The organism is Bdellovibrionales bacterium, from assembly GCA_016716765.1.
Classification (GTDB): Bacteria; Bdellovibrionota; Bdellovibrionia; order Bdellovibrionales; family UBA1609; genus JADJVA01.
On record JADJVA010000020.1, the window covers coordinates 1,061,553 to 1,077,909 of the forward strand.

Genomic DNA, 16,357 nt, shown 5'->3' on the forward strand with positions numbered 1-16,357 from the left:
CCTTTACAGAAGAAACTATAGGTTGACGATCTCTTTGATCAAGCCTTTTGGAAATTCAGAATCAAACTTGTCATAAACAGGCTGCATTGCTGACCGAAAACGCTGACGCTCTTTTTGAGACATTTCAATAATCTTTATGCCTCGTTTTTGAATTTGTGCGCGAATGTCAGTGGTATCGCTCAAAGTTGTTGCCCGCTCATCACGTCCTGCCTGAATTGCAGCCTTTTTGAGACTTTCTTTGTATTTTGCAGGAAGCTTTTCATAAAAAGAATTATTAACAAGAATGCCTGTTAAGAAGAGCGTATGAAAAGTTTCATTCATGACAGGAGCTTTAGATTCCAAGTCAGAACTATACCGAACATAGGTCGTCTCCAACCCATCGAGCTTTCCCTTTCCGGTCAACTCAGCACCGGCATCAATTGAACCCGGAACCGAAACTGCGCCCAGACGCCGATAAACTTCTTCAGTAACAGGACTCAAAGCTGTTCTCACTTTCAGGCCTTTGAAATCCTCGTATCGGTTAATCTGTTTTGTCGCAGTTGGAATGATGCGATATCCACCGCTGTAGGTAAATGCCAATCCGCGTATGTTATGGGCGACCAAGCTCTCCATAAGCCGATTGCCCGTTGGCCCCTCGAGCACCCGTGCCGCATGTTCGTGGTCTCTGAACAAAAATGGAAGATCGAGCACATAAAAGGATTTCTCCAGCTGGCCCATCTGAAATGTATATGTTTGCGTCATTTGAATCTTGCCGGCCTGTACATCCTTGATCAGTCCCTCGATTGTGGCACCCTCACCCCCATACTCTTTGAGAGTCATGATCTTTACGCTCATTTGTCCTTTGGTTTCATCTGCCAATATCTTCTGAAAATTTACTGCAGCATGCCTGAAAACGGAAGAAGGTTCATGGGCAAGCACCCACTTTATCTCAATCTTCTCGGGTTGAGATTCTGCCGCCCAGCCAAGACCAGATCCCGCCATAGCACAAAATATTGCGACGCCAAAAAAGCTCAATAGTCTCCCTACTCGATTTTCCATGCTTTGCCCCCCAAAATAATTCTTACACCTGACAAGACGCCAAATGTCGACCACGAATCTCTAGATTCCTCTATAAATAAATCCGATTGGTAACAAACAACTTCTCAGCCTGTTCAGACTATACAAGTAAGTTCTGTTTTACCATTGATTCAGGAGAAGTTCTGGACCTTGGTCCTGTTTTACCAGAGCAACGGCCAAGTTGCTCTGGTTTTACAACTTCAGACTATCTCGCTCGAAAGCTGATCTTTGTTTTGTTCGTCGCAGATTTTTTATCCGTTTGCTTACGCGTCATCCAAAATGGCTGCTTGGCTCCATCACTTTTCGTCGAATTTTTACGCGAAAAGTCCATGTCTCTCTCACCAAATGGGCTTTTCTCCCTTTTACGACCTTCAGGCTTCACATCTGAATCACGGTGAACAGGACCTTTTCGGCCAATAAAACTTCTCTCTTGACTGCTCCGAGCGGTGGTCCGCCCATTTTCCGAGCGGCTGCTATTCTCTTGCCCCCGCCAAGACCCACTCTTCGCGGCGCCACCACGGCCCTCCGAACGAGGAGGAGGAGACCCAAATGGTCTGCTGCCATTCCCTCGAACTCCACCACGATCCTCCGGCTGATGAGATCCGCGGGGTCGGAATTCCTCTCTTCTTGGCTGAAAACGACGATCGCGTTCACCTTCGCCAGCGCCCTGATTTCGAAGGCCCCTCTCACCAGATGACCGGTAATCTGACGATGTTCTCTCTCGGCGCTGACCTCCTGCTGGCCTATCTCGACGATCTTTCTCAAAAGAGCCTGATCGTCCTCCCAATGGCAAATCTACGCCTTGAATTCGATACTTTTGAGCAATCACTCTCCAAGTTCGCACTTCGTTAGGAAGAACAAACGTGAGCGCCTCACCGCTCGCTCCATTACGGCCTGTTCGGCCAATGCGATGAACATAGTCCTCATCGACCATAGGGAGATCATAGTTAATCACATGCTCGATTGTGGGGATATCGAGACCTCGTGCCGCAACGTCTGTAGCGCACAAAATTCTAAATTTTCCCTCTCGAAATCCACGAATAACTTGATTTCTCTGTCCTTGAGTGCGCCCGCCATGAATGAGAGAAACTTCGTGACCATAATCCTTCAGAAACTTTGCTAAGATGTCTGTCTTTCTTTTGGTCTTAAGAAAAATAATGACGGAGCCCTTTCGCTGATTGAGTTCATCAAGAAGTTTATCGTTCTTCTCCCCAAGAGTCGTTTGGATGACTGATTGTTTGATGGTTGTGACAGGACGAGAGATCTGCCCAGCAGAAATACTCACAGGAAGATGCAAATAGGACTCTGCCAATTTGCGAACCTTAGCTGTAATGGTAGCTGTAAAAAAAACGGTCTGCCGTTGCTTTGGAAGAAACTTCAGAATCTCGTCTAACTGCGGAGCGAAACCCATGTCGATCATGCGGTCCCCCTCATCAAGAACTAAGACTCCTGTGCTTAAAAGATTTATCGATCTCCTGTTGAGGTGATCGATCAGTCTACCCGGAGTCGCAATGACGATGCGAGGGCCACGCTTAAGAGACGTCAATTGTCTTCTGATATCAGCCCCACCGACCAAGGTGCAAGAACTGACTTCCCTCGTGTGTATCGTCAAGCTTCTGATCACATCAGCTACTTGCTGGGCAAGTTCCCGCGTGGGCACCAGAAAAAGTGCGTTTTTCTTTGGATCACTTAAGACGCTCACAATAGCAGGCAAACCATACGCAGCTGTTTTTCCTGATCCTGTTTCAGCGCAAGCTATGAGATCCTTTCCTTCAAGAGCGAGGGGTATCGCCTTTGATTGAATTTCGGTTGGCTCAGTAAAATTTAGATCCTTTAGCGCCTTTTGTAGGGGCGCCGGGAACGGCATACTTTGAAATGTGGACATTTTTACCTCTGTTTTAGACATTAAGCCGCAAAAAAGAGGTCTGCTGACAAATTGAGCGAACTCTCGATAACGACAGCGCAACCTATCGTGATATATCGCGTCATGTCAAATGGCATTTTCTGTAATCGTAGGAGCTTGAATTGACTGATATTCAACCCATTTTGGCACCTTAAGATGGCAGTTGATTTGAACCAATTTCGATTTGAAGTAAACTATTTGGGCGAACCGGAAACTTCCTTAAGCTCTCGAGATAGATCTCGTAAGCGGGACGAAAAAGGTTCACGTAGGTCCTTATGAGTTCGGCGGACATTCCCTCGCGTCCCATAGCCACCATCGCTTCCTCCGCTCTTATCCTCCAGTTCGATATGAAATCCAAACTCTTGGGAGTCAGTTGAATAAAACTATCCAATATTTTGTACCAGACTTCATATTTCGGCAAAAATCCGTTGATGGCCCTCATGTGAACCTCGGATATTTGAGAAGAAGCAAGTGGTCTAAAACCAAGCATCCAACCTTCAAGAAATACAATGCTCAATGGTCCTGCAACTTTTGGCCACTCTGAAGTGGGTCGACGATCTCCCAATCCTTGATAAGCCGATTTATCATACCGAGGAATTTGAACCGTGCCGGCCTTCCCAAGACCTTTGAGATCGCTCAGCACTTGAAGACCCAATTCAATGTCATGAGTGCCAGGATATCCTCTCATCTGAAGATACGGATTCTCTCTATATTCTCTCGCCAATGCCACCTGCTGATCTCGACGAAGATAAAAATCGTCAATGGATAAGGATATCGCCTTCTCCCCATCAATCTCAAAACACTGACGTAAGGCCTCTGTCAGAGTCGTTTTTCCAACTCCCTGAGGGCCATTCAAGCCAATAAACAATGGATAGTCAGATTCATGATCTTTGAGTTTGCTGCGACACCAAAAGTAAACCGGCAGATAAAGTTGAACGGCCCTCTCTTCAAATTGATCAGATTTATGAGAGGGGTCGACTTTAGATCTAAGAGCCCGCAAGACCCGATCAAAGTCTTCTCTTCCTATGGGAGAATCCATTTCAAGTGAATCCAACAGACTCCTCACTTGCGGAGACAGCCCCATGTTCAATTTATCCTCAGAGTTAAACAATTTGTGCCTGCATGATCCAACGTTTTCGTCCCCTTTCAATGATTTCCTCATCAGTACGGATGGACCAGCCTCGCCTCTTCAGCTCGCTACGAACCATTTCAGGTGATTTGTTCGGCCCTAATACCAAATTTATATGTTTAACCGGTCCCAAACGCGACAAAAATTTAACAATGAGATGAGCGCCGACCCCGGATATCACAATATTTGCTCGCTCTGATGGCATTGCCATTTTTAACATATCGCCAACCCTCAGTTGAAGGGCGGCTCCAACACTCAGCAAGTCATACTGATATTTGTTCAACAAATTTCTCAACGGACCTACCGCAAGTTCTGACTTATCAACAAATATCACACCGGGAAACCGTCCCGACATCAAACATCTTCTCCCTACCAATCCGTGGTCACAACAAAGGTCCCATACTTCATAGGAAGGATCCAACAATTGATAAATTCTCTCCAATCGTTTGCTGAGCGACAGCTTCCTGACGTCCGTCCTCTCCTTCAAGTTCTCCACTCTGGGGACACCTCATTCTCCTCTGTTTCAGATGATTCTATTTGAACACCCACCTTGGGGCCATTTTGAGCTTTCTGCATCCAAGGCTCGATGTTTTTCCTAATTTAAAAATTCCATTGCTGCAAAAAAACTCTCACCTCATTTAATATTCGCCACGATCTTAAAGCAGGCTCTGCCTGTTTCTGTAAACGATCGTGGCCTTCTAAAGCCGCTAATACCCCGTAGTAGCCCCTACTAAAATCAACAAATGGATACCATCCAAAAACCCCCGGACACGAACGAGCATTCAGAGTTGAGCAGCCCTCTTTGCCACCAGGTTCGCATTCAATCCAATTGCCCAGACCAAAATGATAATTCTTTCCCAAGAGAGTCTTCATTGGCGATGCGTCCACCAACGTGGATGTTGAAAACTGGTCTGACATCATTTTATCCACTAAGGTATCCGAAATAAAACCATTTCTCTCGGCAATGAGTGCTTTAAGTATTCGAACAAAGTCCATCATGTTGATCACCAACCCCTCAAATCCGGACGGGTTTATTTCACCCTCACGATCGATTGGATCAGTGAAATAGGTTGTCTCCCGCTCCAAATCCAATGGCAATATCAGCTCACTTTTCACTATTTCCTTCCATTTTTTCTCCGCGGCCCTTTCAGCCATGGCCATTGCAATCTGGATATGAGAGGGGCCATAAGAAAAGGCCTCTCCCTCTTTGCGCAATGGAATTTTTTCCTCATAGAGATTCTTCTTAACTTCCACTGCGCAGCCTTGGAGGGTGCGATCAGAACGGCCAAAGCAATTAAAATTCTCGATTCTCCCTGGCAATCCTGATGTCATACTCAACAAGCCCCGAAGCGAAATCTTTCCCGCATCACCGGCCCACCCCAAGACAGATCCCGTCGTGCTGCTGAGCTTCAAATCTCCCTTATCCACTAACCTCAAAAGAACAACCGTTGAAACCCAAACAGAAGATGACCCAGCCGGAATCAAATCGGTGCCAGAGAAAGGTCGCTGCCCGCTCGGGCTCTCAATGTGACCGAGAGCTTTTGCAAATATCAGCTGCCCATCTCGACGAAACAAAAACAAACCCACACCTGTTCGTTTTTCTTTACCCATTTGATCCACGAGAAGAGCGGTCAATTCATCTTTGAATTTCTGACTATCCACTCGAGCTACTTTAGTGTGTCCTCCGCGACGATGTTTAAGCCATCCTTCGTCTTGTTCCTCTCGCACAGAATGACAAGATAATAGAAAATGAAGCAATATTACTGTTAAGACAAAAAGAGATCCATTCAAAGTTTTTTGCCCCCTTATTAAGTTCCTACTGGTTTCCAGGTCAATCCTAATGAAAGAATTTTATCAATAAGAATCGTGTAGCTGAGGCCATAGGCAACTGCTGATGCCGCAAAGTCCTCCCCGTTTCCAATATCCGGATTTGGATTGGCTTCAATGACATAAATATTGCCTTCGGCGTCCATGCGCATATCGATTCGAGCATAGCCACTCAATCCCAAAGCCGAATATGTTCTCTTTGCCACTTTTTGCATGCGGATCAACAAAGACTGATTTAGGTCTTGAGCAAGTCCAGTATCTATTCCAAATTTTTTGCGATATCGAGAGTCCCACTTTACCCTGCGGGTCGCCACCTTTGGCACTCGTTCTGAAGTGTTCTTAAAAGTAAGTTCCCATAGCGGGAAGACTTGAAGTCGTTTATTACCAATGACTCCTACATAAAATTCTCTTCCGTCTATATAAGATTCTACGATGACATCCGAATCTACTTTTTCTGAAAAATAGGATATTCTCTCTCGTAAATTCGCCTCATTCCAAACAACGCTATCCTGAGTGATTCCCATACTGGCCTCTTCGGTCAGCGATTTAACAAACAACGGATATTGCAACTTTTTAGGGAGGTGATGGGGGCCCGATTTTGAAAAAACCAAAAAATCAGGGGTTGGAATCCGATGAAATCTCATTAATTTTTTTGCTAAATCCTTGCTCCTTGCGATAATCAATCCACGCGGATTGCACCCCGTATAACTAACACCTAACATTTCAAGGTAACTCACCACATGCTGATCAAAAGTCGCCTGTCCCGCAAATTCCTCAAGAAGATTGAAAATGATATGAGGCGAAAAACTCTGAATTGTCTGACGAATCACATGGGTATCATCTCTGACGCCAAGAAGACTGACTTCGTGACCCGCTTCAACGAGGCCCTCTCGAACATTATATTCTGTCTTCCAAGAAACATCGTCCAAATCCTGGCCAACTGGAACCTTCTCCGGAGGAACAAGGTCTTCATGGACGAGCACAAGAACCCTTAATCTTTTCATAGAATTATATGGTGCCGCTTTCCTGCAAAGTCATCAAGAGCCTGAGCCGTCACAATGTCCAGAATAGGACCTATTTTTTGATCTGGAGCAACCCTCAAACCAAGTTCTCTCGCACGATGGGTCAACCGCCGAATGACTTGATTCACCCGATATTTGTATTCTCCCAATCCTTCAGCCACCTGACCGCAAAGATAGGATCGATTTTCCATGATGAATTGGTCCACCTTTGGTCCACTAAAACATGAGCGGCCAAATGCAGTAGATAATTTCTCGTCGAGATCGATGACATTATCAAGACCCAGTTGGCGTCGCTTCTTCATAAAATACTGACCCAAGGTAAGCTGGCTGCGATGAAGGGGTTCATAGGTGCTCTTTAATCGATTTAACGGCCTCCGTCCCTTGATGCTGGTCATTATTGCGTCCATCGCTTGAACTTTTTTGAGAGCAGACCATCCGCTGTATCTGGTTCTCCAGTTTGAAGTCGGGTCTAGCCAGACCGCAAAGGTTTCTGCAAAGTCCTCGTCTGGATGACTTTGGGCATAGTTATTTGCCAAATGCCGGACAAATCTCCGACTATATGGCTGAGGCAAATAAGAGCGAGGATAGGGGGTCTGAGAAGAGCCAAAGACCTCAATTCTCAATCGATCCTTGCGGAGCCGGTAGGCATTCTCAAGGGCGTGCCCTGTTTCATGCCGCAATACCCTCAGAAGATCCAACGGCTTTTCTCCCTCCGCAAATCCGATAAATCTCTTTTCTAATTCCAATAATCGAGAATCTAATAGATAGAATGGAATTGAAATTCCCGGAATATAATCGGGACAAAACCACTCTTCTCCAATCCAAAAATGAGGAGCAAATACCAAACCCTTTCTTTGCAATTCACTACGAAGAGTTCTGATACCACGAACAAGGTTTGGCATCTCCAGGCTCAACTGAAAGGACCTTAAGGGCCTGTTCAATAGCTCTTGATCTGAACCTTGAACTCCACTTTTCACCTGCCGACCCTTCACAGCTGCTCCTATTGCTATTCCAAGCCAAACGCGAGAGCCAACCCAGCCATGCCCGATTTAACTCGAACATGGCAGCTGATCAAGTGCGGAGAATTTACCCCTCTGCGGAAAGGATATATCGGGTACCCAATTGAAAAATTTATTCAATTTGTCTCAAGGACGCGCTGAACTGTATCATCTTGACCCGCCTGAATCCTGGCAGTTCTCCTCAGGGGCCCCGTCCTTTCGTTTTGATGGATCAATAATGATACCTTCAGCAGAGCAGGCAGAATGTCGATAAACATTCGATGGGTAAAACTAAGACCAAAGTTCTAGTAGCCTCGACAGATTCCGGTTTCCTTCAAGAAACAATGGGCCCTCTCAGGATTGACTACGATGTCCAAGTGGCTACTTCGACCGAAGCTGCCACTTTTTTAATCAGAGAATGGGAACCCTTAATTCTACTGATTGACGGCGATTCTCTCATTTTTAATTCTCTCTCTCAGATTCGCCACTTGGTGCCTATTGCTCAAATGGGAATAATGGTTTTAAGTTCCTTCCAAAATCCAGAAAAGGAGGAGAGATCCTTTCGGGACGGTTCGGACTATTTTCTATCATCAAACTCATCGCCTAAAGGATTGCGACTTAGAATCTCCTCACTTTTAAGAAGAATTTCATCCGGGAGCTCCTCTCTTCCGGTTAATACCCCTCTCACATCGATGGGAGGGTCCTGGAATGCCGAAAATAATATGATTAAATTTAATGATATCCTCATTTATCCCAATGATTTCTTGGTCAAAAGAAATAGCGAAATCATCAACACTACGCCAACTCAATTTAAGTTGCTATTGGCCTTTGTTTCTCGGCCCGAACATCTTCTGTCACGCCAGTGGTTAAAGGAGAATGTTTGGGAGAACGCAAGTATATCCTACAGGTCAATTGACGCGCAAATCTCAAAACTAAAACGCCAAATTCCAGAGCTTGAGAACATATTGATAAATATTTACGGAAAAGGCTATATCCTAACGAAGCCACACAATCTCGCAGCCTAAAAGAAATTCAATTACTTTGGACAAGTGACATCTACACTTACTGTCGTTCCTGGTGGTGGCTGAGGATTAAAGGTCAATAATCGCTCACTATTTACATTAAAGTTTATTTGAGTCCCTGGGGTCGGGGAAAAGGCCACCTTGATCTTATCATTGGTCGGAACGCATGGAAGTACTTTTATATTGGCATTTACAGCTGCCAGGTTTCCAATATCTCCCATCTGTGCACCATAGTCTCCTGCACAAATGCTCCCCGAGCGCCCGGCAAGAAAGCTGGAATGTGCCGCCTTTAACTCAGGATCTTGGTTAGCATTTGCAAGCCTGGCGTACTGATAACCATAATACCCTTTCACTCCCGTTTGACTATTCTGAATGTTAAAGCAAGAAGTGTCTCCTGGCTGAATAATAATAGTATGGACGCTCACCGTCTTGCTGGCCCCCAACTGGGTATGAATTTTTTGTGCAAAAGTCAGGGGCAGATCATAGGTTTCGAGAGGATACCCAGATATATTGCCCCCATTTGTTCGCTCATCTTCATCCGACAGAATGACGACAGCCAAATGCGAATCACTCCGAAAAAATTTCCCATCTGCCTGATCCAAAGCCATATTGAGAGCAAATATTCCACGTTCATCGCCCGAGGGACATGCGCTTCCTGTTGCGGTATCACAGTCCGAGGTTTCGTTTCGTTTTATCGTTTCCCTAAATTTCTGAACCACTTCAGGAGTATTGGCGCTGATAAGCGTATCGCCGTTCGAAAACTTCAGAAACTTTCCATCTTGAAAGGCTCCGTTGCCGTTTGCTTTCCGAGGGGCACTATTACCGGGGCTGGAGGAAATATCTGTTGTGACAATTGCAATTTGATAGTCTAGACCTGAGATTTCGTTCAGTAAGTTTGGAAATCGATCAGCCATAGAAGTCTGTTCGACATACATGGATCCAGAATTGTCATCAACGAAGAGTATGTCCATTCTACCAACCTTGAACTCAAAATGGTAATTCAGCCAACCTGGGGCCTCAAAACAGGAACTGTTAGTCGGATCACTATTTGCCTCCGCACATTGATCACTGGGAACCGACTGAAACTTAACGTCGGAGCATCCCACATAGATAGTGATTGCGGTCATTACTATAAGGTGTCTGCTGTATTTTCTAATAAAACTCATATTTGAGCCTTCCTGCTATTACACCTCCCTAAGTCCAATTGTTGTGCCATTTTGGCTCAATTCATAAGGCATTGTTTTTATTGATATTTTTTAAACCATCTGAGTTCCTCATTCCAATTAAGAGATGTAAACGAACATGAAATGAGCCAATAATTGTCCCATATTACGACATAACTCTTCGCCCCTTTAGAGAAACCAATTCTCTTCTCCATCACATTGCCGGGCGAACCAGCAGCGAGTTGTAAAATCCCCTCAAACATTCAATTTGCTGAATACTTCAGCGGCCTTACAGAGACCTAAGTCCACTATAGCGGAGTTGGAGCTTGGCATTCTAAGGTCCAATTGAGAAAATCAGTCACCACCCCAGCAAGGAAAGAGAAAAAAACTCAATGCCCAAGTCACGGCTCCTCAAGACGTTGAAAGCAATTAACAATATTGCTCCCCTCATAGTTATCTTTCTCGCTCTCGGTTGGACCTTGAGTTCCCTCTTGACTCAAGCGCAGTTTCTCAACTCAACTCAAGTAGAAAGACTTCAATCTCTATGGAACCAAGATGTTACTGATTTGGAGAATGCAAAAGCCCTTCCTGAGGGATGGTATCGTATCAAAAGTATAGAATTCTATTCGGGAGACAATGGGGCCCAAAAATGGATTGATGAAAAGCTGCGTCCACCTCAAAAAACACTACCTAATGGCACGCACAGATTGGAGATTCTACTCCTATCATTTGAAGATAAGGGAAAAATCGGTGCTATCGTCCAGTACAATTTGGTTGATATAAAAACTCAAAATATGGAATGGGAACTCGGTCGAACATTCTACCTAAATAGCAATAAAAATGAATGGATTGAATGGTATGAAGAAAAAAAGGAGAGTATTCAAAATCATTTTGCCCACTATCTTCCTATTACTCAAAATCCACCAAATCAAAATTCTTCTCTCTCTCATCCATCGGCGCCAAAAGTACCAAATACACCGCCATCAAAGAATTCAGCGCCATTAAGGGAAGAAAAAACATCCGACAAATAATCTCTGAATAAATATTTCAATACAAATTTTAGACATAAAAAAAACCCAACCGGTTTTCACCGATTGGGTTCAAAAAAAGAGCTGGCATCGTGCTACTCTCCCACAGGGTTACCCCTGCAATACCATCGCCGCTGGCGGGCTTAACTTCTGAGTTCGGAATGGGATCAGGTGTACCCCCGCCGCTAGAGACACCAGCAAAACTGCTTAAATTTTCATATCCAATTGCACTCAAGTCATTCTTAGCAAGAATATACCTAAAGTTATAAAAAAAGCCTCACGAACAATTAGTACAGGTCAGCTAAACACGTTACCGTGCGTATACCTCCTGCCTATCAACCTTCTAGTCTCGAAGGAGTCTTAAGGGGGCCGAAGCCCCAGGGAAAATTAATCTTGTGGTTGGCTTCCCGCTTAGATGCTTTCAGCGGTTATCCGATCCAAACATAGCTACCCTGCGGTGCCGCTGGCGCGACAACAGGAACACCAGAGGTTTGTCCATCCCGGTCCTCTCGTACTAAGGACAGCTCCACTCAATTTTCCTACGCCCACAGAGGATAAGGACCAAACTGTCTCACGACGTTCTGAACCCAGCTCGCGTACCTCTTTAAATGGCGAACAGCCATACCCTTGGGACCTGCTCCAGCCCCAGGATGAGATGAGCCGACATCGAGGTGCCAAACACCGCCGTCGATGTGAACTCTTGGGCGGTATCAGCCTGTTATCCCCGGAGTACCTTTTATCCGTTTAGCGATGGCCCTTCCACGCGGGACCACCGGATCACTTTGACCTGCTTTCGCACCTGCTCGACTTGTAGGTCTTGCAGTTAAGCTCCCTTATGCCAATGCACTCGACGCCTGGTTTCCGATCAGGCTGAGGGAACCTTCGTACGCCTCCGTTACTTTTTTGGAGGCGACCGCCCCAGTCAAACTCCCCACCAGACAGTGTCCCTCGCCCAGATAATGAGCGCAGGTTAGATCTCAAAGCCAACAAGGGTGGTATTTCAATGATGCCTCCACCAAGACTAGCGTCCTGGCTTCAAAGGCTCCCACCTATGCTACACATATTGAATCTAAGATCACTGCCAAGCTAGAGTAAAGGTTCACGGGGTCTTTCCGTCCATCTGCGGGAACGCAGCATTTTCACTGCGAGTTCAAATTCGCTAGGCACCTGGTTGAGACACCGGAGAAGTCGTTACGCCATTCGTGCAGGTCGGAACTTACCCGACAAGGAATTTCGCTACCTTAGGACCGTTATAGTTACGGCCGCCGTTTACTGGGGCTTCGATTCTCTGCTTCGCCGAAGCTGACAAATCCTCTTAACCTTCCAGCACCGGGCAGGCGTCAGCATGTATACGTCGTCTTGAGACTTTGCACATGCCTGTGTTTTTGATAAACAGTCGCTACTCCCTAGCCTCTGCGACCACCGAAAGCTTCAGCCGTAAAGGCTTACACTCGCGATGGCACACCTTATCCCGAAGTTACGGTGTCAAGTTGCCGAGTTCCTTAACCAGGTTTAACCTAATCGCCTGAGAATTCTCATCTCACCCACCTGAGTCGGTTTACGGTACGAGCGATTCTGAAAACATACCGAAGATTTTCTTGGAACCATAGATTCTACCACTTCCGGGGATAACCCCCTCGCATTCACGCCTCAGAGTTAATGTGGAGCGGATTTGCCAACTCCACCTCTTACACGCTTACACCTGAATCCAATAACAGGCTGGTATATCTTAGTCCGTCTCTCCTGTACTTACATCAAAATCGGTAACGGAATATTAACCGTTCATCCATCGACTACGCCAATTGGCCTCGCCTTAGGTCTCGACTAACCCTGGGAGGATTATCCTTGCCCAGGAACCCTTGGGTTTTCGGCGGACGGGTTTTTCACCCGTCTTTAAACGCTACTTATGTCAGCATGATCACTTCTAGTTCGTCCAGCTGTCCTCACGGTCAACCTTCAGCCTACGCTAGAACGCTCTCCTACCGCTTATAGAATAATTTCTATAAGCTCGCAGCTTCGGTAACATACTTTAGCCCCGTTAAATCTTCCGCGCAGAGCCACTAGACCAGTGAGCTATTACGCTTTCTTTAAAGGCTTGCTGCTTCTAAGCCAACCTCCTGGTTGTCTCAGTAGCTCCACAACGTTTACCACTTAGTATGTATTTTGGGACCTTAGCTGGCGATCTGGGCTCTTTCCCTCTCGTCTCATGACCTTATCACCCTGAGACTGCCTCTTGGGATAACTATCACCGGCATTCGGAGTTTGATTGGGTTTGGTAATCTGGTAAAGACCCCTAGCCCATTCAGTGCTCTACCTCCGGGATAGAATTTCCCAAGGCTATACCTAAATATATTTCGGAGAGAACCAGCTATCACCCGGTTTGATTGGCCTTTCACCCCTAATCACAGCTCATCCAAAGAGTTTTCAACCTCAACTAGTTCGGCCCTCCACGCGGTATTACCCGCGCTTCACCCTGGCCATGATTAGATCACCGGGTTTCGGGTCTATTCTCTGCAGACTAACGCCCATTTCAGACTCGCTTTCGCTACGGCTCCACCTAACGGCTTAACCTTGCCTGCAACAATAACTCGCTGACTCATTATGCAAAAGGTACGCGGTCACACTGGCACATTCGTGCATAGTGCTTCCACTGCTTGTAAGCCTATGGTTTCAGATTCTATTTCACTCCCCTCTCGGGGTTCTTTTCACCTTTCCCTCACGGTACTAGTGCACTATCGGTCATCAGGGAATATTTAGTCTTAGAGAGTGGTCTCCCCAAATTCCCACCGGGTTTCACGTGTCCGGTGGTACTCGGGATCCTTTCCAGAGGCTAAAGCTTTTTATTTACAGGGCTATCACCTTCTATGGCCGATTTTTCCAAATCGTTCTACTAAACTTTAACTTTTAACTCTGCGAAGTCATCCTAGCGACTTCTGAAAGTCCCGCGACCCCTCTTGTACAACGCCTAGGAGCTTTAACATACAAAAGGTTTAGACTTTTCCCCGTTCGCTCGCCACTACTGAGGGAATCTCGTTGATTTCTTTTCCTGAGGGTACTGAGATGTTTCACTTCCCCTCGTTCGCTTCTTGAAACTATGTATTCGTCTCAAGATACCAGTAAAACTGGTGGGTTTCCCCATTCGGACATCTCCGGATCAAAGCGTGTGTGCCGCTCCCCGAAGCTTATCGCAGCTTACCGCGTCCTTCATAGCTTCCTGATGCCAAGGCATCCACCATAAGCTCTTAGTAGCTTCATAACTTAATAGGTATTTACCTTGCTAAAAACTAAAACTAAATTAAGCAATTTCTAATATCTAAATCACAATCTATTTAATTTTCAAAGATCAATTCAAACTTTCCAAGCTCATCATGTAATCATCCAAAACAAATTGGCGAATTACATGGTGGGCCTGGGAAGACTTGAACTTCCGACCCCACGCTTATCAAGCGTGTGCTCTAACCAACTGAGCTACAGGCCCAAGTCACCTGAACGAGTTCACTCTCTCAAAACTAAACAGCTAGTCAAAGGTCTTGGGTTGACCATAGAATGGAGACTTTCTTACGAAAATCTCTGCATCCTTAGAAAGGAGGTGATCCAGCCGCAGGTTCCCCTACGGCTACCTTGTTACGACTTCACCCCAATCATCGACCATACCTTGGGCGCCTGCCTCCTTGCGGTTAGCACAGCGACTTCTGGTACAACCAACTTTCATGGTGTGACGGGCGGTGTGTACAAGGCCCGGGAACGTATTCACCGCGGCGTGCTGATCCGCGATTACTAGCGATTCCAACTTCATGGAGTCGAGTTGCAGACTCCAATCCGAACTTAGATCGGCTTTTTGGGATTTGCGAGATCTTGCGATTTTGCTTCCCTTTGTACCGACCATTGTAGCACGTGTGTAGCCCTGGACATAAGGGCCATGAGGACTTGACGTCATCCCCACCTTCCTCCGACTTAACGTCGGCAGTCTCTCTAGAGTGCCCAACTTAATGCTGGCAACTAAAGACAGGGGTTGCGCTCGTTGCGGGACTTAACCCAACATCTCACGACACGAGCTGACGACAGCCATGCAGCACCTATATAGCGGCCCGAAGGCGACCCTGTCTCCAGGTGTCTTCCACTACATTTCGAGCCCAGGTAAGGTTTTTCGCGTTGCATCGAATTAAACCACATGCTCCACCGCTTGTGCGGGCCCCCGTCAATTTCTTTGAGTTTTAACCTTGCGGCCGTACTTCCCAGGCGGGATACTTAACGCGTTAGCTACGGCACTGAAGGGGTCAATACCTCCAACACCAAGTATCCATAGTTTACAGCGTGGACTACCAGGGTATCTAATCCTGTTTGCTCCCCACGCTTTCGGGTCTGAGCGTCAGTGTTGGGCCAGATAGCCGCCTTCGCCACCGGTATTCCTCCTGATATCTACGTATTTCACCACTACACCAGGAATTCTACTATCCTCTCCCACACTCAAGCCAACCAGTTTCAAAAGCACTTCCCGGGTTGAGCCCGGGGCTTTCACTTCTGACTTAGTTGGCCGCCTACACCCGCTTTACGCCCAATGATTCCGAACAACGCTAGGACCCTTCGTATTACCGCGGCTGCTGGCACGAAGTTAGCCGGTCCTTTCTTCTGCGGTACCGTCATTTATTTCTTCCCGCAGAACAGAGCTTTACAACCCGAAGGCCTTCATCACTCACGCGGCGTCGCTGCATCAGGGTTTCCCCCATTGTGCAATATTCCCTACTGCTGCCTCCCGTAGGAGTCTGGACCGTGTCTCAGTTCCAGTGTGGCTGATCATCCTCTCAGACCAGCTACCGATCGTCGCCTTGGTAGGCCATTACCCCACCAACTAGCTAATCGGACGCGGACTCATCTTTTGGCGATAAATCTTTGACCCCTATATCCGAAGATATTGTGGTCTCATGCGGTATTATCTAATCTTTCGACTAGTTATTCCCCACCAAAAGGCAGATTATCCACGTGTTACTCACCCGTGCGCCACTAGTACTCATTCCGAAGAACTTTCCCCGTTCGACTTGCATGTATTAGGCACGCCGCCAGCGTTTGCTCTGAGCCAGAATCAAACTCTTCAGTTAAAAAATGAAATTCAAATTTCAACAACAAGAGCGTAATCTGCCTCCAAATTTTTGGAGCTTAATATACGCTTGCTTAAAAAATTGACCCTTACAGTTGTAACTATTTCTAGCTA

General features: G+C 46.3%; 10 protein-coding genes, 1 tRNA gene and 3 rRNA genes. 2 read left to right on the forward strand and 12 right to left on the reverse strand.

From position 1 onward, the window contains the following. Nucleotides 1-15: 15 nt before the first annotated feature. From IPL83_13755 to IPL83_13785, 7 genes are all read right to left on the reverse strand, one after another. On the reverse strand, nt 16-1,038 hold the full coding sequence (locus IPL83_13755; protein ID MBK9040206.1) for a TRAP transporter substrate-binding protein: 1,023 nt from the start codon (nt 1,036-1,038) through the stop codon (nt 16-18). A gap of 223 nt (nt 1,039-1,261) precedes the next feature. Next, a complete protein-coding gene (locus IPL83_13760; protein MBK9040207.1) occupies nt 1,262-2,941 on the reverse strand; it encodes a DEAD/DEAH box helicase in 1,680 nt (559 codons plus the stop codon). Between the two features lie 169 nt (nt 2,942-3,110). Further along, complete coding sequence (locus IPL83_13765) at nt 3,111-4,043, reverse strand: hypothetical protein (protein MBK9040208.1); 933 nt, start codon at nt 4,041-4,043, stop codon at nt 3,111-3,113. Nucleotides 4,044-4,062: 19 nt separating this feature from the next. Continuing rightward, on the reverse strand, nt 4,063-4,584 hold the full coding sequence (locus IPL83_13770) for a tRNA (adenine(22)-N(1))-methyltransferase TrmK (protein MBK9040209.1): 522 nt from the start codon (nt 4,582-4,584) through the stop codon (nt 4,063-4,065). 104 nt (nt 4,585-4,688) lie between these two features. Then, nucleotides 4,689-5,879: a serine hydrolase gene (locus IPL83_13775; protein MBK9040210.1), complete on the reverse strand. Its 1,191-nt coding sequence runs from the start codon at nt 5,877-5,879 to the stop codon at nt 4,689-4,691. Between the two features lie 17 nt (nt 5,880-5,896). Next, complete coding sequence (locus IPL83_13780; GenBank protein MBK9040211.1) at nt 5,897-6,919, reverse strand: ATP-grasp domain-containing protein; 1,023 nt, start codon at nt 6,917-6,919, stop codon at nt 5,897-5,899. Further along, on the reverse strand, nt 6,916-7,929 hold the full coding sequence (locus IPL83_13785) for a putative zinc-binding metallopeptidase (GenBank protein ID MBK9040212.1): 1,014 nt from the start codon (nt 7,927-7,929) through the stop codon (nt 6,916-6,918). Before IPL83_13785 ends, IPL83_13780 begins: the two co-directional genes overlap by 4 nt. Nucleotides 7,930-8,216: 287 nt before the next feature. On the opposite strand from IPL83_13785, the gene IPL83_13790 reads away from it, so the two are divergent. After that, nucleotides 8,217-8,960 (forward strand): response regulator transcription factor, encoded by a 744-nt coding sequence (locus IPL83_13790; GenBank protein MBK9040213.1) that lies wholly within the window; start codon nt 8,217-8,219, stop codon nt 8,958-8,960. A gap of 11 nt (nt 8,961-8,971) precedes the next feature. On the opposite strand, the gene IPL83_13795 is transcribed toward IPL83_13790, so the two are convergent. Further along, a complete protein-coding gene (locus IPL83_13795) occupies nt 8,972-10,123 on the reverse strand; it encodes a hypothetical protein (protein ID MBK9040214.1) in 1,152 nt (383 codons plus the stop codon). A gap of 389 nt (nt 10,124-10,512) precedes the next feature. On the opposite strand from IPL83_13795, the gene IPL83_13800 reads away from it, so the two are divergent. Continuing rightward, the gene (locus IPL83_13800) at nt 10,513-11,151 is read left to right on the forward strand and encodes a hypothetical protein (protein MBK9040215.1); all 639 of its coding nucleotides are present in this window, start codon (nt 10,513-10,515) and stop codon (nt 11,149-11,151) included. Nucleotides 11,152-11,230: 79 nt separating this feature from the next. Here the strand turns inward: IPL83_13800 and rrf are convergent. The 4 genes from rrf to IPL83_13820 form a co-directional block, all read right to left on the reverse strand. Beyond that, nucleotides 11,231-11,347 (reverse strand): 5S ribosomal RNA (gene rrf, locus IPL83_13805). A gap of 67 nt (nt 11,348-11,414) precedes the next feature. Then, nucleotides 11,415-14,404: ribosomal RNA gene (locus IPL83_13810) — 23S ribosomal RNA — on the reverse strand. A gap of 145 nt (nt 14,405-14,549) precedes the next feature. Next, nucleotides 14,550-14,626, reverse strand: a tRNA-Ile gene (locus IPL83_13815). Nucleotides 14,627-14,730: 104 nt separating this feature from the next. Beyond that, nucleotides 14,731-16,244 (reverse strand): 16S ribosomal RNA (locus IPL83_13820). Together the 16S, 23S and 5S rRNA genes with 1 tRNA gene alongside form the textbook arrangement of a ribosomal RNA operon. Nucleotides 16,245-16,357: the final 113 nt, after the last annotated feature.